Source organism: Devosia oryzisoli (genome assembly GCF_014837245.1).
Classification (GTDB): domain Bacteria; phylum Pseudomonadota; class Alphaproteobacteria; order Rhizobiales; family Devosiaceae; genus Devosia; species Devosia oryzisoli.
The window spans coordinates 831,827-850,440 of sequence record NZ_JACYFU010000002.1 but is presented as its reverse complement, the minus strand read 5'-3'; the positions used below and the strand labels follow the sequence as shown (position 1 = coordinate 850,440).

The 18,614-nt window shown below is 60.8% G+C and carries 15 protein-coding genes and 2 pseudogenes; 12 read left to right on the top strand and 5 right to left on the bottom strand.

What is annotated here, in order from left to right; genetic code table 11:
* Positions 1 to 35 precede the first annotated feature (35 nt).
* From IC608_RS10695 to IC608_RS10685, 3 genes are read left to right on the top strand one after another with little or no spacing between them, the layout of a single operon-like run.
* A complete protein-coding gene (locus tag IC608_RS10695) occupies positions 36 to 1,796 on the top strand; it encodes a type I secretion system permease/ATPase (RefSeq protein WP_191775166.1) in 1,761 nt (586 codons plus the stop codon).
* A gap of 5 nt (positions 1,797 to 1,801) precedes the next feature.
* A complete protein-coding gene (locus tag IC608_RS10690; protein WP_191775165.1) occupies positions 1,802 to 3,826 on the top strand; it encodes a cadherin-like domain-containing protein in 2,025 nt (674 codons plus the stop codon).
* Positions 3,827 to 3,852: 26 nt separating this feature from the next.
* Positions 3,853 to 5,187: an HlyD family type I secretion periplasmic adaptor subunit gene (locus IC608_RS10685; protein ID WP_191775163.1), complete on the top strand. Its 1,335-nt coding sequence runs from the start codon at positions 3,853 to 3,855 to the stop codon at positions 5,185 to 5,187.
* A gap of 402 nt (positions 5,188 to 5,589) precedes the next feature.
* Here the strand turns inward: IC608_RS10685 and IC608_RS18115 are convergent, their stop codons facing one another.
* The 3 genes from IC608_RS18115 to IC608_RS10670 all read right to left on the bottom strand — a co-directional run bounded on the left by IC608_RS18115 (position 5,590) and on the right by IC608_RS10670 (position 9,354).
* Positions 5,590 to 6,210 carry a TRAP transporter large permease subunit gene (locus IC608_RS18115; protein ID WP_248306286.1) on the bottom strand — a complete coding sequence of 207 codons (621 nt, stop codon included), beginning with the start codon at positions 6,208 to 6,210 and terminating at the stop codon, positions 5,590 to 5,592.
* Between the two features lie 64 nt (positions 6,211 to 6,274).
* Entirely contained in the window at positions 6,275 to 8,629 is a 2,355-nt protein-coding gene (locus IC608_RS10675; RefSeq protein WP_191775161.1) for a sensor histidine kinase N-terminal domain-containing protein, read from the bottom strand.
* A gap of 44 nt (positions 8,630 to 8,673) precedes the next feature.
* Positions 8,674 to 9,354 (bottom strand): response regulator transcription factor, encoded by a 681-nt coding sequence (locus IC608_RS10670; protein WP_191775159.1) that lies wholly within the window; start codon positions 9,352 to 9,354, stop codon positions 8,674 to 8,676.
* 110 nt (positions 9,355 to 9,464) lie between these two features.
* Between IC608_RS10670 and phnD the strand changes: the two genes are divergently transcribed.
* The 8 genes and pseudogenes from phnD (at position 9,465) to IC608_RS10630 (ending at position 17,227) form a co-directional block, all read left to right on the top strand.
* A complete protein-coding gene (gene phnD, locus IC608_RS10665; RefSeq protein ID WP_191775157.1) occupies positions 9,465 to 10,424 on the top strand; it encodes a phosphate/phosphite/phosphonate ABC transporter substrate-binding protein in 960 nt (319 codons plus the stop codon).
* Positions 10,425 to 10,486: 62 nt separating this feature from the next.
* A complete protein-coding gene (locus IC608_RS10660) occupies positions 10,487 to 12,340 on the top strand; it encodes an ABC transporter permease (protein WP_191775155.1) in 1,854 nt (617 codons plus the stop codon).
* A complete protein-coding gene (locus IC608_RS10655) occupies positions 12,340 to 13,446 on the top strand; it encodes an ABC transporter ATP-binding protein (protein ID WP_191775154.1) in 1,107 nt (368 codons plus the stop codon). The genes IC608_RS10660 and IC608_RS10655 overlap by 1 nt, the downstream gene beginning before the upstream one ends.
* A gap of 32 nt (positions 13,447 to 13,478) precedes the next feature.
* Positions 13,479 to 14,627, top strand: coding sequence for an ABC transporter substrate-binding protein (locus tag IC608_RS10650; RefSeq protein ID WP_191775153.1), 1,149 nt, complete (start codon positions 13,479 to 13,481; stop codon positions 14,625 to 14,627).
* Positions 14,628 to 14,831: 204 nt separating this feature from the next.
* Positions 14,832 to 15,970, top strand: a protein-coding gene (locus tag IC608_RS10645; protein ID WP_191775152.1) for an IS3 family transposase whose coding sequence is annotated in 2 segments (ribosomal slippage) — positions 14,832 to 15,087 and positions 15,087 to 15,970 — 1,140 coding nt in all. Because the reading frame shifts where the segments join, the coding sequence is not laid out codon by codon here.
* A 58-nt stretch (positions 15,971 to 16,028) separates the two neighbouring features.
* Positions 16,029 to 16,378 (top strand): annotated as a pseudogene (locus tag IC608_RS10640) (transposase domain-containing protein); the annotation flags it as partial.
* Positions 16,375 to 16,980, top strand: a complete 606-nt coding sequence (locus IC608_RS10635) for an IS1096 element passenger TnpR family protein (protein WP_191775151.1) — start codon at positions 16,375 to 16,377, stop codon at positions 16,978 to 16,980. The pseudogene IC608_RS10640 and the gene IC608_RS10635, both read left to right, overlap by 4 nt.
* Before the next feature lie 22 nt (positions 16,981 to 17,002).
* Positions 17,003 to 17,227, top strand: coding sequence for a hypothetical protein (locus tag IC608_RS10630; RefSeq protein ID WP_191775150.1), 225 nt, complete (start codon positions 17,003 to 17,005; stop codon positions 17,225 to 17,227).
* Between the two features lie 172 nt (positions 17,228 to 17,399).
* Here the strand turns inward: IC608_RS10630 and IC608_RS10625 are convergent, their stop codons facing one another.
* Positions 17,400 to 17,822: a type II toxin-antitoxin system VapC family toxin gene (locus IC608_RS10625; RefSeq protein ID WP_191775149.1), complete on the bottom strand. Its 423-nt coding sequence runs from the start codon at positions 17,820 to 17,822 to the stop codon at positions 17,400 to 17,402.
* Entirely contained in the window at positions 17,819 to 18,073 is a 255-nt protein-coding gene (locus IC608_RS10620; protein WP_191775148.1) for a FitA-like ribbon-helix-helix domain-containing protein, read from the bottom strand. The genes IC608_RS10625 and IC608_RS10620 overlap by 4 nt, the downstream gene beginning before the upstream one ends.
* Positions 18,074 to 18,375: 302 nt before the next feature.
* On the opposite strand from IC608_RS10620, the pseudogene IC608_RS10615 reads away from it, so the two are divergent.
* Positions 18,376 to 18,613 (top strand): annotated as a pseudogene (locus IC608_RS10615) (urease subunit beta).
* Position 18,614 lies beyond the last annotated feature (1 nt).

Genomic DNA, 18,614 nt, shown 5'->3' with positions numbered 1-18,614 from the left:
CCGGCCGGGCACTCGCCTGCCAAGGGAGGCCGATCATGGCCAAGCCAGCATCTGCCAAGGCACTCGCCGAAGAGCGAAACGACGCCATGCTCAAGCGCGAGTTCAAGGGCATCGGCGTGTTTCTGTTCTGGATTTCCGGCATCATCAACGTTCTCGCCCTCACCGGCTCGTTCTACATGCTGCAGATCTACGACCGGGCCCTGACCAGTGGCTCGATCCCGACGCTGGTGGCGCTGTCAGTGCTCGCCGCCGGGCTATACCTGTTCCAGGGTATCTTCGACATCATCCGTTCGCAGTTGCTGGTTCGCATCGGCGCGCGCATCGACCGCATTCTGTCCCCCGTCGCACATCGCGTCAGCGTGGACATGCCCCGCTTCGGCTTTTCGACGGCGGAGGCACTGGAGCGGGGGCGCGACGTGGATACGCTGCGCACCTTCATGGGCAGCCAAGGTCCGACGGCCCTTTTCGACCTGCCATGGGTGCCGCTCTATGTCCTCTTCGTCTATTTCCTTCATCCGGTCCTCGGCGCCATGACCCTGGGCGGGGCAGTGGTCCTCACCTTACTGACGGTCTGGACCGAGCTCAGGTCGCGCAAATTGGCCAGTGCGGCCCATCAGTCCAATATCGCGCGCAACGCCATCGCGGACTCCAACGCCCGCAACTCCGACATCATCAAGGCCATGGGCATTTCGGGACGCGTCGTCGGCCGCTATGCCGAGGCAAATACCGAACATCTTGTGCTCCAGACCCAGGTCACCGACGTGACCGGTACATTCAGCGCCATCTCCCGGGTGCTGCGCATGCTGTTGCAGTCTGGCCTTCTGGGCATGGGCGCCTATCTCACCATCCAGGGACAGATGTCGGCCGGTGCCATCATTGCGGTGTCGGTGGCCGCCTCGCGGGCCCTGGCCCCGATCGACATGGCTATCGGCAACTGGAAGGGCATGATCGGCGCTCGCCAGGCCTACAAGCGGCTGCGCGAAACCATGGTGGCTCTGGCTGACGCCCCCGAACCGATGGACCTTCCGCCCCCCACCAAGTCGTTGCGGGTGGAGAAGATCACGGTGGCCGCGCCCGCAACCGGCCAGGTGCTGCTCTCCGAAGTGGCGTTCGAGGTCAAGGCCGGCGAGGCGCTGGCCATTATCGGGCCCAGCGGCGGCGGCAAGACGACGCTGGTTCGTGCCATGACGGGGATATGGCCTGTACTGCGCGGCTCCGTTCGACTGGACAACGCCGATCTGCCGCAATGGAAGGAGGAGGTGCTGGGCCAGTATCTGGGCTATTTGCCCCAGGAAGTGGCCCTGATGGACGGGACCATTGCCGAAAACATCTCGCGCTTCGCGCCCCGTCGCGACGGCAAGGGTGTTGTCGCCGCGGCCATGGCCGCAGGCATCCATGACATGATCGTGCGCCTCCCTGATGGCTATGACACGCAGATGGGCCATCAGGGCACGGCGCTCTCTGCCGGGCAGCGCCAGCGGATTGGGTTGGCGCGGGCCCTTTATGGCGATCCCTTCGTCGTCGTGCTCGACGAGCCCAATGCCTTTCTCGACGCCGAGGGCGAACAGGCCCTTAACCGCGCCATCGCTGGCATTCGCGGACGGGGCGGCATTGCGGTGGTGGTGGCGCACCGCCCCAGCGTTCTCGAGCAGGTCGACCTGGTGGCGGTGATCCAGGGCGGCAAACTGACCGCCTTCGGTCCAAAGGCGCAGGTGCTTGGGCAGGGCCCGGCTGCGGGTCGAGCTGCGCCCCAACCGGCACCCCCGGTCCGCAGGCAAAAGCAGGCCGCGGAGTGATCGCCATGCTGATCGAGGTCAAAGCGACGCAAAAGGCCGAAGCCGAACCGCAGGGAGCAAAGCGCTTCGAATTCAACACGGCGGAGCGTCTGTCGCGCCTGCCAGCCTATCTGGCGCTGATGGTTATCGGCATTGCCAGCTACATCCGCTCCATCACCGGCGCAAGCGCCCGCACGCCGGATGAGGTATCCGTGGGCAAGGCCGAAGAGACGGTCACCGCCCCTCCCCGGACCGCCGTTGCACAGGCGGAAGGGCAGGCCGTGCCGGGTGACCAGGCGAAGCAAGAAGCAGATGCCGACGAGAGCCCAAGGCATGGCAGCATCCAGCGGGGCAACCCGTGGCCCGAGCCGTTCCAGGTGCCGGAGTTCCCGCAGTTGCACTTCGTGGCGCCAAAATTCTACCTGCCCAATGTGCGCCCGTTTGTGCCGGTGACCGTCATGGCCGCGCCGTACAACGACAATTTCCATCAAGCCGCGGTTCCGGGCGGGGGGCCTTCCGCGCCCGCAGCCGCGGTGAAGCCCGATCCACATCCTGCCAACCCTTCCCAAAATGATGGCAGCGGCACAGATGCGGTGAGCGACGAAGTGGGTGAGGGGGGCGAGAACGCCGACGACGATGGCGGCGAGCGTGCGGCAAATCACGCGCCGGTGGTTGTGGGGCCGGTCCGTCTCCATGACGTTTTCGCCGGTCAGGCGGTGCTGATCGGACTGGTCCATCTGCTCAGGGGGGCGTCCGATCCCGACGGCGACCCCTTGGGGTTGACCGACCTCGTGGTCGAGGGGGCGGAGTTTGTGGCAACCGATCAAGGATGGCTGTTGCAGACACGTCCTGGCATGGTCGGCCCGATCGCGATCTCCTACCGTGTCACCGATGGCGAGGCCTGGGTGTCCCAGAGCGCCAGCCTCGACATTGTCCGGATGCAGCATCACTTCGGCAACGGCGACGACGTCATCGTGGCTTCCCCTTATGATGATGATGTGTCTGCGGCCGCGGGTGACGATATCGTAGATGCCCTGGCGGGCGACGATCACGTCGATGGCGGCGGCGGCGACGATCACATCAATGGAGGCTCCGGAGACGACGTTCTCGTTGGTGGCGCCGGCAATGACATCATCTTCGGCGGCGGCGGCGACGACGTCATCTCTGGGGGTGAAGGCGAGGACCGCCTGTTTGGCGAGGCGGGACACGACACCATCCTTGGCGAACAGGGCGACGACTATATCGAGGGAGGGGCTGGACGCGATCATCTGGATGGTGGCGAGGGCGATGATACTCTTGTGGGGGGCGATGGGATCGATCGGCTCATCGGCGGCGCTGGCCATGATCGTCTCGATGGCGGCGAGGGCGACGATCTGCTTGAAGGCAGTGAGGGCAATGACAGACTTGCCGGTGGTTCGGGAAACGATGTCGTTGTTGACGGAGCCGGGGACGACGTCGGTCAAGGTGGCGAAGGCGACGATCTCCTGTCCGCCGGGCCCGGCGATGACGTCCTTGATGGCGGGGCAGGCCACGACGTGCTCGACCTCTCGGCGGCACAGGAAAACCTGGTCGTCGACATGATTGGGGGCACCAGCTACGGCGGCGACCTCGGCGTCGACTGCTTCACCGCTGTGGAGGAAGTGGTCGGTGGTGCGGGCGATGACTTGTTCGTGGTGGGTGGCAAGGCCACGATTGTCTCTGGAGGACGGGGACGCGACACCTTCGTTTTCGAGGTCACGGACCATGACCCCGGCCTCAGCGATGAGGTCGTACACAAGATCCTTGATTTCGTGGTCGGGGATCGGGTGCGGGTTCGTGACTACGATCTTTCGCGCGAGGCCCGGAATGCGGAGCGCGACCTGTTCAAGACCATCTACGATGATGACGAAGACGACTGGCTGCGCTCGGACGTTCCTTTGCAGGTGACCCACACGGTGATCGACGACGAAGACTGGACCATCATCATGGCCGATCTCAACGGCGACACCATCAACGACATCGCCATCAGCATTCAGGGCGTGCAGCTTTCGCCGCCGGACCATCTCGCCTGAAATTTTGCGACTAGGGAACCACCACCATGGCCATGATCGACACTGCCAGCCCCTATGCCCAGTCCTCGGTTCGCAAGGGGCGCGACCCCGCGAGGTTCTCCATGCGCGGCAGGGTCATCGGGGGCGTGTTCTTCGCGATCGTCCTACTGGGCGGTATCGGCGGCTGGGCAGCCACCGCCAGGCTTTCGGGCGCTGTCATCGGTCAAGGCGCCGTGCATGTCGATGAAGACCTCAAAGTGGTGCAGCATCCTGACGGTGGCGTCGTGCGCGAAATCGCGGTTCGTGTCGGAGACCGCGTCACCGCCGGACAGGTGCTGCTGCGCCTTGATGAAACTCAGGTGCGCGCCGAGCACGCCATCCTTGAAGGGCAACTGATGGAACTGGAGGCGCGCCGCCTGCGTCTGCTGGCCGAACGGGATGGCCTGACCTCCATTGGCATTCCCGAAAGCTTTTTTGCCCATTATCCGCAGGGGCAAAAGGAGATCGACGAGGAAGCACAGCTTTTCGCGAGCAATCTCGAATATCGTAATGCCCAGAACGAGCAGATCCATTCCCAGATCGGGCAGCTGGAACAGGAAATCATCGGGCTCGAAGCGCAACAGGCGGCAAACCTGCATGAACTCGAACTGACCACTGCCGACCGCAGCCGCCTGCGCACGCTGGCGTCTGACAAATTGGTCGAGGCCAGCCGCGTCACCAGTGTGGAACGCGACACGGTGCGCCTTGAAGGGCAGATCGGGGAGGTCAAGGCTGCCATCGCGCGGGCGGGCGCCAGCATTGGCGAGCTGAAGTTCCGCGTCATGGGCATGGACAGCGACCGTCGCACGGTCGCCCAGCGCGAACTGCGCGCAGTCGATACCCAGCTCGCCGAGCTCCGGGAACGGCACGCGGCCTCCGGGGCGCGCGTGGAGCGCGTCATCATCCGGGCGCCTGTATCGGGTATCGTCAACGACCTCAGCGTCTCCACTCTTGGAGGCGTGATTTCGCCGGCCGAGCGGCTGATCACCATCGTGCCCGATGATGCCGACCTCAGGATCCAATTTCGTGTCGCCATTACCGACATCGATCAGGTCACTGTGGGCAAGGACGCGACGCTTCGCTTCTCTGCCTTCAACCAGCGCGTGACGCCAGAAGCGCAGGGTGTTGTCAGCCGGGTTGCCGCCGCTGCGCAGTTCGACCAGGCCTCTGGCCAAAGCTTCTACGATGCCGAAGTCGAGATAACCGGAGGCGTCGATGGTGGTGCGCAACTCGTTCCGGGGATGCCCGTCGAAGTCTTCATCCAGACCGAGGAACAGTTAGCTCTGGCCTACTTCATGAAGCCCTTCACCGATCAGGTTGCTCGCTCCTTCCGCGAGGAGTAGGTGCCGTTAACCGACCGCCAACGCTGGCCTGAACGGCAGGAACGGGCGCGTTTCTGCCTGGCGCTTACCGACCCCGTTTCCCCCGTGCAACACTGTAAGTGCAAGCTCTGAAAGCTGGCCCTGCAACGGGTTGAACTTGGGCAGGCTCGCGAGCGAGGCTGGGTGAAGTCGCGGCACCACGGCACCCTGACGTTGACTGCACCAAGATGCGTGGTGTTAACCTCCCGAAAATGCCGGATGGCCGCCCAGTCAAGCACTTCGGTCATCTGGCAAGTTATGTGCCTGTATTCATCTATACCCATCATTGCGTCGCCCAGGTGGCAATTGGCGGAAAGAAGAGGATGATCATCAGCACGACGAGCTGGAGCCCGATGAAAGGGCAGCAAGGCCGTGTAGATGTGCTTAAGGGTGATCTGCCTGGGCGCGACGCTCTTGAGGTAGAACGCGGCGGGCCCAAAGGGGGGCGTCAGGTATGAAAACCTGCATGTTCACTGCGAACAAGATCCCGAACCAGATCGGATCGTAGCCAAGTTGGATTACGATAGGCACGAAGATCGGCGGGGTGAGGAGCGCGATGCCGATCCAGTCGAGGAACATGCCAAGCACGAGCAGGATCAGCATCATGACCATGATGATGACCACGGGTGGCGCGTCGAGGCTGAGGATGGCATTGGCCACAAAACGGTTGCCGCCCATCAGGTTGTAAACCCCGACCAGGACCGCTGCTGCGAGGCCGATCCAGATGATCATTCCGCAGGTCTGCAGGGTATGCAACAGGCTTTCCTTGAGTTCAGCTGCCAGGCCACTGGTCGTATCGGCGTCGAGCGGCGTGTTCGCCCTGGCATTGAGCCGGCCGGCGATCATCCGCCCCACAGTGGACTCCGGATCGCAGAAGAGATTGGCAACCAGGTAGCCCGGGGCTAGGAAGGTGTGCTCGAAATTGGCAGGGATGAGTGCACCAGAGTAGTGTACCCAGTCAGCATCCCGTCTTGTTCTGAACTGGCAGGTCCCGGTCAGCGCCAACCGGTGCCGGCCGTTTGGGTACTCTGCATCGAGGAAGGATGAAGTGGGCTTGTCAGCTTTCTATTCAGGGAGACGTCACCAGCTCAAACCACGCATCGAGAAAATTGCTGCGCTTGATGGAGTCCAAATAAACCAGCAGCTCAGGCCCAAGGGCGATTTTTTGTTCCTCTATCTCTAGAACTTGCGGACGATGGACACGCCAAAGGACATTCGATACGACCTCCTTGCCTTTTGGCGATAGTAGATAGCCCGCGACTGCAGAGGCCATACTCGAGTCGGAAGTTGCCGGCACGAAGCAGGTCCACGGCAGACCCAGGACATAGTCTTGTGGGATGATGACTTGAAATGAGGCGGTGAAGCCGCCACCGATGACATCGGACATCGGTACATTGTAAGCAATGTCGATTTCGCCAGCCGCCATGGCCTCGACCAGTTCGGCGCTGGTGTTGTAGATGCGCGCCTGCGAGGAGCCGAAGGCCGCGGCCAAACGCCAATAGAGCGGTGAGCGCAGGCTATCCTGAGAAGCGAGCGCATAAGAGACTGCATCGACGCCCACATTGACGATGCCGGCCCGCTTAAAAAGACCCCGAGCGCTTTCGAGGGCCTGAGCAAGGTCGAGCCGCGTGGTTGGGACCGGGGCGGTGTAACCTTTGGAAACGAGGATAACCGCCGGGTCGAACGCCAGCGCGAAAAGCTCGCCCCGCCAGGCGCTCTCAGACCCTGACTGAATATCGAGTGACGCTATACCAAGAGGGGCCGCCAAGCCCTGATTGGTAATGGAAACCGCGATGTCGGGCGCAGCCATGAGGACGAGATCGACGTCCACAGGGGCTCGGGCTGACAAACGTGCCGCGACTTGTGCGCTGCGAGCCTGATAATACACAAAATCAAGTTCGCCAAAACGGGCGGATAGAGCGTCTATGACAGGTCTGAAGCGCTCTGGGGAGAATGGCGCCGTGATGGAAAATGCACCTCGTGCCTGTGCCCTGGCCGGCTGGACTGCCCATGGTCCGCTTAGCACGAGTGCAGCCAGTATGGTCAGAACCGAGGCGCTGTGGCGGCGCCGGCGGCTGCCCGGCCTCTTGCCTTCGGTACTCACGGGTACGCGAATCACCACGCCCAGGCCGCCATCGGGTGGATCTTCCAAAGTAATCGTTCCGCCCAACGCGATAACCACATCCTTGGCAATCGCAAGCCCGAGTCCCGATCCGCCAGGAAACAGCGAGTTGCGCTCAAACCGCTCGAATACGATATCGCGCTGGTCCTGGGGAATGCCGGGGCCCCGGTCGATGATCTTGAGTACAGCAGACCCGTTTGACACGGTAAGCACAATAGAGGTCGGACCGCCGCCATAGAGGAAAGCGTTGTCGAGAACGTTGCTGATTGCTTCGCTCAGGCTGGTTGCATCGGCATCGATCCACACAGGAGTGGCCGGCCGATCGAATGGAATGGCGTATTGGGACCCATCGGTCTGTGCATCGACCTTGGTGCGCTCAAGAACCGACTCTGCCAATGCGCCGAAATCGAAGCGGCGCGTTTCGCCCGATTTGATGGCGTGGAGCAAGGTCGCGTCGGCAAGAAGCCGGGTGGCCAGCGTGCTGGCGGTGACAGCGTTTGCGTGGATTTTCTGCAAACGCCGGCGAATGGACTCCAGATCAGTTTCCTCAAGCGCCAGTTCTGCCTGCGCCCGCAGCGCCGTCAACGGGGTCCGGAACTGGTGGGCAGCGTCGGCGGTGACACGCCGCAGCCCGTCGAGTGTCGACGCCAGCCGCTCCATGAAGCCGTTCAAGGCTCTAGCAAAGGCTGCGATTTCACGGGGCAGGTTTTCGCTGATGGGATCGAGATCTGATGGCGTTCGCTGCGACAGGTTGCGCTCGATCGAGCGCAGTGGCGAAAAGGCCGCGCGGATGCCGACCCAGATAATGCCGAAAGCACAAATTGCGACGGCCATCGCCGGCAAGACCGCGTTGGCCGTGAGTTGCCCGGTGAGAAGGTCGCGCGCCTCTCGCGTTTCGCCCACCAAGACGGTGATCCAGCCCGAAGCGCCGGTCGTGGCGTCGGACCGATACCGGCCAACGGCTGCCAGCCGAATTGGCTCATCTTGCATGGTGCTGTCGACGAATCGGATTTCGGGCCCGCTGAACGGCCCCAGTTCCAGCCCCAACACGGGTTCGCCAGTCACCACTTCCCCGTTGGGCGCAGCAACGCGATAGAAAATGCGTGTCAATCGCGACGTGCCTAGAATAGCGAAGGCGGAATAGGGAATGTCTACCGTCACTTCGCCGTCCACATAGGCGACCGTATCGGCGATCGACAGGGCCGAAGCCTCAAGCACGCGGTCAAATGCCTCGCTGGCTGCCGTGGAGGCGTTGTGGCGGATCGCGAGGACGAGGAAAAAACCAACAACAAGAAGCACCACGGCTGTGCTTAGGACGATCAGGCTTTCAAGCGAACGTGGACGCCTCACGATGTGCTCACGCCCTTGTCGCGCAGAAGATAGCCGACGCCGCGTTGAGTAACGATCTCGACATTCGAGCCTTCAAGTTTGCGCCGCAGCCGGGAAACGAGAAGCTCGATCGCATTGAGCGAGCCGACATCATCGAATCCGAATAGGGCGGTTATCATGTGTTCCTTGTTCAGGGGCTTGCCCTGACCGGCCGCAAGGGCCTGGATAAGATCGAACTCCCGCCGCCCCAACTCGAGCGGCTTGCCTTCCAGACTTGCTGCTCGGCGCGAGAGGTCGATTGACAGTTGGCCCACCTTGAGCAGCGAGGTCGCTGCTCCGATCCGTCGGCGCATCAGAGCACGAGCCCGGGCCGCCAGTTCGCCAAGATCGAACGGTTTGACGATGTAGTCGTCGGCACCCAGATCGAGCAGGCTGACCTTATCGGCCACCTGGTTCCGGGCGGTGATGATCAGAACGGGTACACTCGCACCACTGCTGCGCAGCGCGCGCAATACGGCGAACCCGTCTTGTCCCGGTAGATTGATGTCGAGGATGACCAGGTCATGACTGCCTGCCAATGCGTAATCTTCGCCCTGGGTGCCGCTCACGACATGGGTGACCGTTTGGCCTTCCCGAGTCAATTTGGTGGCAATAGCGTCGGCGATATCGAGGGTATCTTCTATCAGCAGTACGCGCATGGACAGTGACCGACAGCATTCTGACAGGGAGTGTTGGCTATGGATAGGTCAATACCAGCGGCGGCCGAAATCGCAAAGACGATTGGCCGGCACTGATTGAGGAGAAGGCCTTGGACGCCCGGATTGCCATCTCTACGATCATTCTGTCGTTAGCTGGGCAGGGAACAGTTGCTGCCGGCGAGGCGACGGGCTGTGTGGCAACGGGCGATCTTGATCCGATTTACTGTGACCGGAACGGCGACCTGGTTGCCGATCTTCCCGATGACCAAGAGAGGTGGCGCGATCCGCCGACGTTGGTGTGGGCCTATGCGCCCATCGAGGATCCTGCCGTTTATGCCGAGCTGTTCAAGCCATTCACCGAGCATCTAGCGACCTGTCTCAACCGGCAGATTGTCTACTACCCCGTTGAATCCAGCGCTGCTGAAGTTAAGGCAATGCGCTCGGGGCGCCTTCATTTCGCCGGATTTTCCACCGGCTCCACGATTGCCGCGGTCAATGAGGCCGGTGCGATACCGTTCGCCGCCAAAGCCGTAGCGAGAAAAATGCGCGGCTATTCACTGGTTGCGCTTGTGCGGGCGGATTCGCCCTATCAGCACTTGTCTGACCTGAAGGGAAGGCGAGTGGCGCATGCGACGCCAATGTCCAATTCGGGCAATCTCGCTCCTCGGGCGTTGTTTCCCGAACAGGGATTGGTACCGGAGATCGATTACAATCCCATCATGTCAGGTGGACATGATCGATCGATCTTGGGCGTACTCAATGGAGATTACGACATGGCTGCCGTGGCCTCCGATGTCCTTGAGCGCATGCAAGAGCGCGACCTTATCGAGCGCAGTCAATTGCGTATCCTCTATGAGAGCCAGCCGTTTCCGACCTCCTCGTTCGCCTATGCGCACGATCTCGAGCCGCAATTGGCTGAGGATCTGAAGGCCTGCTTTTTCGATTTTGCCTTTCCCGAGCAGCTGCAAGCCGAATTCAACGGCGACACTAATTTCGTTCCTATTGACTTCAAGACGGACTGGGCGGTGGTCCGTGCTGTGATCGAGCGCGTGGGGGCCATGATCGAATAGTCGTATTGCCATGGCTGGTCACCGAACAGCCCATCCAAACATGAACTGACAGCGAGCAAGACATGGGCGTTCTATCCGGGTCGCCATCAAAGACCACCACCGCCGCTATGGGCAACAAGAGTACCGGTATGCCATGGCGCTATTGGCTCAAGGTACACGCGACCGATCCGTCTGCGCTGCTGGCGCTCGGTTTGCTTGTCGTGTTTATTTACCTCATTGCCGGCCCGGTTTTTCTGCTGCTGGGCGATGCGGTGCAGGTCCAGTTCGCTGAACAGACGAGGACGGGGTTAGCCCAAGGCACCCTTACGACCTATTATTTCGAGCGGGCCCTGTTCTCTCCTGTCGCGCAGGACATCTTCTGGGTTCCCCTGTTCAACACCTTGTCGGTGGCTGTGGGGGCTATCGTGGTGGCTCTACTAGTGGGAGCACCGCTGGGATGGCTGCTATCGCGAACGGACCTACCTGGTAAGCGCTGGCTCTCGACGGCGCTGATCGTCCCGTACATGCTGCCGTCCTGGACCTTCGCACTCGCCTGGAACACGCTGTTCAAGAACCGCACCACAGGTGGGCCGCCCAGTTGGATGGAGTCGCTGGGCTTCACCCCGCCCGATTGGCTGGCTTATGGACAGTTGCCAATCACGCTCATCTTGGCCCTCCACTATTCTCCGTTTGTCATATTGCTGTTCGGCAACGCCTTGCGCCAATTCGACGCCCAACTCGAAGATGCTGCCCGCATCATGGGTGCGGGGCCGATGCATGTGGCACGCCGCATCGTCGTGCCTCTCATGCTGCCGTCGCTGGTTTCGGCCTGCACGCTCATCTTTGCCAAATGCTTGGGCGACTTCGGCGTAGCGTATATTGTTGGCGTCCCCGTGCGCTACGACGTGCTGGCAACCTCCTTGTTCCGGTCCATTTCTTCCAGCCAGGCTGGGATGAGCGCCGTGCTGGCCGGTGCCATAGTTTTGCTAGGCGGGGTCTCGATCCTGATCGACATGCGGCTCCTCAAGGAGGCGTCGCGATTCCAGACCATCGGCAGCAAGGGCAGCATGGCGCGGACCGCTCAGCTGGGCCAGTTCGCACCACTGGCCACTACATGGGCGATCATCGTGCTGCTCGTGAGTGCGATCATTCCTTTGGTTGCGCTTGCCCTGACAACCGTGATGCGAATGCCGGGAATCTTTACCCTCGATAACCTCACACTCGATTTCTGGATTGGCAATAATCTCACTACAACGACGGCGCTGCGTCAGGGCATATTGCTTACGCCCGAATTCTGGCTGGCGACGTTCAATACCATCTGGATTGTCGGCACGGCGGCGCTTGGTGCGGGTTTCTTGGGTCTGCTGGTTGGAATAGCGGTAGTCCGGTCTCCGATCAGGATCGTCGCGACGCTGCTGCGTTACATCACTTTTTTGCCGTACCTGGTACCCGGCATTGCGTTCGCGGCGGCTTATCTTTCCATGTTTGCCGTGCCGCGCGGTCCGGTCCCGGCACTGTATGGCACCTCCATCATCCTGGTGCTCGCCATGCTGGCCGACCAGATGCCGTTTGCTTCAAGAGCCGGCATTTCGGCCATGATGCAATTAGGCGGGGATCCCGAAGACGCGGCCCGTGTCGTTGGTGCGGGCTGGTGGCGGCGACTTGTTTCAATCGTCGTGCCTATACAGAAGGGGGCGCTGGTCTCGGGCGTTCTGCTGCCCTTCATTTCCGGCATCAAGGGGTTGAGCCTTGTGGTGGTACTCGCGGTGCCGGGGACCGATCTGTTGACCACCTATGCTATCCGATTGGTCGACTATGGCTATACCCAAGCTTCCAACGCAGTGGTGCTGATGGTTTGCGTCATCGCCTTCGTGGGCACCCTCGGTGTGCAGCACATCACCAAAAGCAATCTCTCGGATGGGCTGGGAAGCAAATAATGTCCTCAATCACGCTTTCACATGTTTCAAAATCCTACGGCCAGAGAAGCCCGATGGCGGTCGATGATCTTTCGATCGAGATCAAGGAAGGTGAGTTCCTGTGCCTGCTCGGACCTTCCGGGTGCGGTAAAACCACCACATTGCGAATGTTAGCCGGCCTAGAAAATCCAACCAGAGGCGATATCGCCATGGATGGGAGGCTCATGGTTTCGGTGTCGGGCGGGATATTTACGCCTCCCGAAAAACGGGGCCTGGGCCTGGTGTTCCAGAGCTATGCGCTCTGGCCGCATCTGAGCGTAGATGAGAACATTGCCTTTGGTCTCAAGCTCAACAAGGTTGGCAAGACCGAGCGCGAGGCAATCATTGCCCAGGTGACCGAAAAGCTCGGCATTGCGCAATATCGCAACCGCTACCCCAATCAACTGTCGGGTGGACAGCAGCAGCGCGTGGCGTTGGCGCGCATGCTGGCGCTGAACCCGTCTGTCATCCTGCTTGATGAGCCGCTTTCCAATCTCGACGCTAAACTTCGTCTCGAAATGCGGGCCGAGTTGCGGCGCATCCACAAGGATCTGGGGGCAACCATCGTCTTTGTGACGCACGACCAATGGGAAGCTATGACCCTGGCCACCAAGATTGCCGTGATGAGCGAAGGCCGGCTACAGCAACTGGGTACCCCTGACGATATCTATCAGCGCCCGGCCAACCGCTTCGTCGCCGAATTTGTGGGCAGCTTGCCGATCAATATAGTTGCGATCGAAGACGGCGAGCACTCAGCGCTGGCGCAGTGGATGAATGAGGTGCTGGCCGGGCTCGCAATCCCGCAGAGGCCGGCCTCGGTCGGCATGCGGCCCGAAACAATCCGCATCGGCAATTCAAACCCCTCGCCAGCTCAAGCGAGCACGCGCACGGCAATAATCAGGGACATTCTGCCCACTGGTGGCAGCTGGATAATCGAACTCTCGGTAAGTGGCGCGAAAGTGTTCGCCATCGCCGGAAGCGCGCCTTCCCACGCGATCGGGGAGACCGTCAGCATTGCGGTCGATCCGCTCGATCTGCATCTGTTTGATGCGGCGGGCGAGCGCATAACAGTGTCTCAGATCAAATGAGACATTTTCACAATCCCCAAGTGGAGGTCCGCATGCCAAAATTGCTAAAATTGCTCTCCGGAGTCAGCATCATCGCCATGGTGGCGATCGGCTCGTCGAGTGTTGCGCTCGGCCAGGAAGTATCCATCGGCATTGCCGATAGTGACTACTCGCTCCAAGCACTGATCGATGCCGCCAAACAGGAAGGCCCAATCACCGTTATCGATGCCACCGGCAAGATCGTTACCATGGCCGAGAATTTCTCTGAAAAATACGGGATAGAGGCCACCGGCGTCAAAATGTCGGCCCAGGAGCAAGAGCAGGTACTGCTTCGTGAAGCGGCGGCCGGCAATGTGCAGACCGATGTTTTTAACATGAGCAATCTGCCCTCGGTCACGTCCCAGATTCTCCCTCAGGGCATCGGCGTGAGTTGGTTCCCGCCTGATCTGGCTGACGTAATCCCGGAAAATTATCAACATCCCGCGATTACCAGCCTCAATCCTTGGGTCTGGGCCTACAATACTGACGTCCATGCCGACGGATGCCCAATCGACAACATGTGGGCGCTGACCGAGCCAGAATGGAAGGGGCGCGTTGCCATTCCCGATCCCCTGCTGCGCAACGAGACGATGTTCTGGTTCAACCAGCTGGAAACTAATGCTGACGAAGAAATGGCCAAGGCCTATGAGGACTATTTTGGCGAGCCGCTAAAAACCGACGAAGCGAGCGCAACTGCCGAGTGGGTAAAGCGCTTCGCTGCCAACCAGCCTACGGTCACGCGTTCCGATTCCGATGTCGGGCCGATCGTGGGGGCACCGGGCCAGGCCGAGCCATTTATGGGCTTTGTCAGCGCAGCGATCTTCGGTGATGCTGTCGAAGACGGATACGGCATGGGCATCTGCGACGGCATGAAGCCATTCGTTGGTCAGCTGACACCGCGCGTGGCGGTGATCGCCGCCGGCACAAAACACCCCAATGCGTCGAAGCTCTTCGTTCATTATATCATGACCGAAGAAGGAATGGCTCCTCAGCTCGGCGACGGGAAGTTGTCGACAAACACCGAGGCTACAATGCCGGCAGATGAACCCTCCGGTGTTATCGACATTGTTGATCAACTGCACGTCACGGATTCTGCTACCACCGAAAGCGACTTTACGCGCCTTCAAGACTGGCAGGATTTCTGGATCGTCAATTCCCGCTGAGACATAGATACGGGCGGGCCGATCAGGCCCGCCCACGTTTTCTCAAGTGAAAGCGCTAGACCGTTTCACCTTGAAGCCGACTCTGCGGACTCAAGTTCTGGCGATTTGTGATTGAGGATAGAGGTGGTTCGGACAATCTGAACAGCCGGGATAGGTGGATTTTCCGCGTAACGGCAGCATGATGCTGCGAGCGAGGAGAAGACCATGACCAGACGACCGCGCCGGAACCACAGCCCGGCATTCAAGGCGAAAGTGGCTGTAGCTGCGATCAAGGGCGAGAAGACGCTGATTGAGCTGGGGCAGGATTTCGACGTTCACCCGAACCAGATCAAGCAGTGGCGCGATCAGCTGCTTGAGGGCGCGACCGGAGTTTTCGGTGAAGCCCCGAAAGCTGAGCCAGAACCGATCATCGATGTGAAGACCCTACATGCGAAGATCGGAGAGCTGACGCTGGAGAACGATTTTTTGTCGGGCGCGCTCGGCAAAGCGGGTCTGCTGCCGAGCGCAAAAAGATGATCGATCCCTCGGCCAAGCTGAGCGTCAGCCGCCAGGCCATCGTTTTGGGGATCAGCCGGGGCAGCGTCTACTACAAGCCCCGCCCGATGTCGGACGCCGATCTGAAGCTGATGCACCGCATCGACAAGCTGCACATGGAGTTCCCGTTTGCGGGCAGCCGGATGTTGCAGGGATTACTGGTCCAGGAAGGGTTCAAGGTCGGGCGGCTGCATATTGCCACGCTGATGAAGCGGATGGGGATCGAGGCGCTCTATCGCAAACCGAATACCTCGAAACCTGCGCCGGGGCACAAGATCTACCCCTATCTGCTCAGGAAGCTGCTCATCACCCCGCCCAACCAGGTCTGGGCGATGGACATCACCTACATCCCCATGGCGCGTGGGTTCATCTACCTCGCTGCCGTGCTCGCCTGGTTCACCCGACGTGTCCTGGCATGGCGGGTGTCGATCACACTCGAGGCGGATTTTTGTATCGAAGCCCTGGAAGAGGCTCTGACAAAGCACGGCGCACCCGAGATCCTCAATACCGACCAAGGCAGCCAATTCACATCGACCGAGTTTATCAAGGTGCTGGCCGCCCGCGAGATCAAGATCAGCATGGATGGCAAGGGAGCCTGGCGCGACAACGTCTTCGTTGAGCGTCTGTGGCGGACTATCAAATACGAGGAGGTCTACCTGCGGGCCTATGTCGGCGTCTCGGAAGCCCGTGCGTCGATCGGCCGTTATCTCGGCTTTTACAATAGCCGACCTCCACACTCATCGCTTGACGGGAAAACTCCCGATCAGGCCTACTTCAACCAGCCAATGCCCGAAGCGGCAGCGGCATAACCGAGGCGGAAAACCACTTAGAAAGCGCCCGGAACCTGTTCAGACAAACCGAACCACCTCTCGGCACGACGATCTGGCCAAGGCCATGGACTACATGTTCAAGCGCTGGCCCGCATTTACCCAGTTCCTTCAGGATTGCAGGGTCTGTCTGACCAACAATGCCGCAGAGCGGGCTCTGAGAGGTATCGCACTTGGAAGGAAGTCCTGGCTATTCGCCGGCTCCGACCGTGGCGGGCAGCGGGCCGCGTTCATGTACAGCCTCATCGCCACCGCCAAGCTCAACGATGTTGACCCGCAGGCCTGGCTCGCCGATGTTCTTGCCCGTATCGCCGATCATCCAGCCACCAGCTGGACGACTTGATGCCGTGGAACTGGGTGGCCCAACATCAGATCAGGAAGACCGCGTGAACAACGACCGTATTGTCCGGCTCCACATCCAGCTCGACGATGTGGAGCCCGCCATTTGGCGGCGCGTCGAGGTGCCCCTGACCAGCACTCTCAAGGCAGTGCACGATGTTATCCAGGCCGCCATGCTGTTTGAGGACTATCATCTCTTCCAGTTCGAGGTCGGCGACCGCCGCTATGGCTATCCCGATCCCGACTGGGGCGACGATATGCGCGACGCGCGCTACATCCGTCTCGGCGCTATTCTGGCCCGCGGTGAGACCCGCTTCACCTACACCTACGATTTTGGCGACGACTGGCGCCATAGTGTTGTGGTCGAGGAAGTTGTCGCTGCAGACCCGATGGTCGACTACCCGCGCTTTGTCGACGGCGCCCGTCGCGCCCCACCAGAAGATGTAGGCGGCCTGCCGGGCTTCGAAGAGTTCCTCGAAGCCATTGCAGATCCCAAACATCGTGAGCACGACAGCGTCATGACCTGGTATGGACGTCCCTTCGATCCGACCGACATCGGACTGGACGTCATCACTGCGCGCCTCGCCAAACTCGCCCGCAGGCGCGCGGTGGGGAAGGCCGGGTTTGAGAAGTCCAGGAACCGCATCAACTAACCCGGTTCACACACAGAGCCCCATGACCACCCAACTGAACAAGGAAAGCTCCGTAAAAACCATCGACCGTGTTGCGGTCGAAATTGGGGAGGACGTCGACTGGCTTTTGGAAATCGCTATCGAGATGGAACCTGAGGATGGCGTCATCTGGGTCTTCAGCCTGGACGACAAAGACGGCGTCATGGCCTTCACCCCCTACGGCATCGAGTGCTTGCACGACCTCATCCGCGAACACCGGCGGCCCTGATTTCTGCGGCCTTCACCGGATGCTTACCTTGGACCTGGATGCCGGGAGTTGCAGTCGCGTACCCATGCTTTCCGCCACCGGCCCCTGAAGCAGATTCTGCGGGGCGGAGCCGCCTTAAACAGGCAGTCTTTCGTCCCTTGGTTAAGCCCGCAAGAGATGCGCGCGCCCTTGCTCAGTGCCGGGCAGTCCAGGGGTCTATGATCGGAACGCCTGCCGCGCTGAAGGCGCTGGCGTCGCGCGTTGCAACGGTGAAACCATGGGCGGTTGCGATAGCGGCGATATAACCGTCCGGCGTCGGAAAGCCCTTACCTGCCTTGCGGGCCGCAACAGCAAGATCGGCATAATGGCGCGCGGCATCTGTGTCAAAGGCGAGTATTCTGCCCTGGAACAGCGGAAGCATCCCGTCAAGTGTGGCGGTGAGCTTCTGCTTGCGTCGACCATCGGGCAGCGCGCCGATGCCGAACAGGAGTTCCGCAACGGTCACGCTGGAGATGTAGAGCGTTTCCGCGGCCTGTTCGTCCAGCCAGTCGCGCACCACGGGCTCCGGCTCCGGCTTCATCGCCTCGGAGACAACATTCGTATCCAGAACGATCATTCAAAGCTCATCGGTGTCGCGGGCGTTCTGCTGCGGACCTGCTCCAGCGTCTCGAAATCGGCATTGCTTAGCCCGGCCTTGCGGCTCAACGCCGACATGGCGGAGCCGAGGCGTAGGCGTTCTGCCGGGCGAACCGCCGATTCCAGAATGTCACGAATTTCCGCCTCGGTGCTGCGGCCATGCTGGGCCGCGCGCACCTTAAGGGCGCGGTGGGTCTCGTTGGAGATGTTGCGAATGGTCACGGCGGGCATTTGATGTTATGTCCGGTAAAATGATAGCGATGATGGCAATGTACGGATTGTGCTATCATATTGCAAGCTGCGACAGCAATTGGGGGGCTGGTCCCCGTCACCCGCCAGTCGCATCACCCCTACATTAAAAGACGAGCGGAGCACCTGGTCCGATTAATTGCCGACTGCGGCGCTTCGTGCCGGAACGCGGCAGGCCCGATAGAGATCTTAGCGCTCGAGATGTGCTGAACAGGGCGGGCCAGGGGCGAATGCCCGATACCGCTCTGCGGCGTCTGGCTCGTCGTAACCGGTTAGGAATGCTCATGATCCCCGGAGAAATTCTGCCCGCAGCAGGTGATATCGAACTCAATGCCGGTGCCACCCGAAACCAATGCCGGCCTTCGCTTTGACCGGGCGCAGGCCCGCGGGGTGCGCCTCGACATCCCGTCCGGCACCGCGGTGCGCTTCGAACCCGGCCAAACCCGCGAAGTGCGCTTGGTGCCCATTGGCGGCGACCGGCGCATGTTCGGCTTCCGCAAAAAGATCATGGTTAACCTTTAGG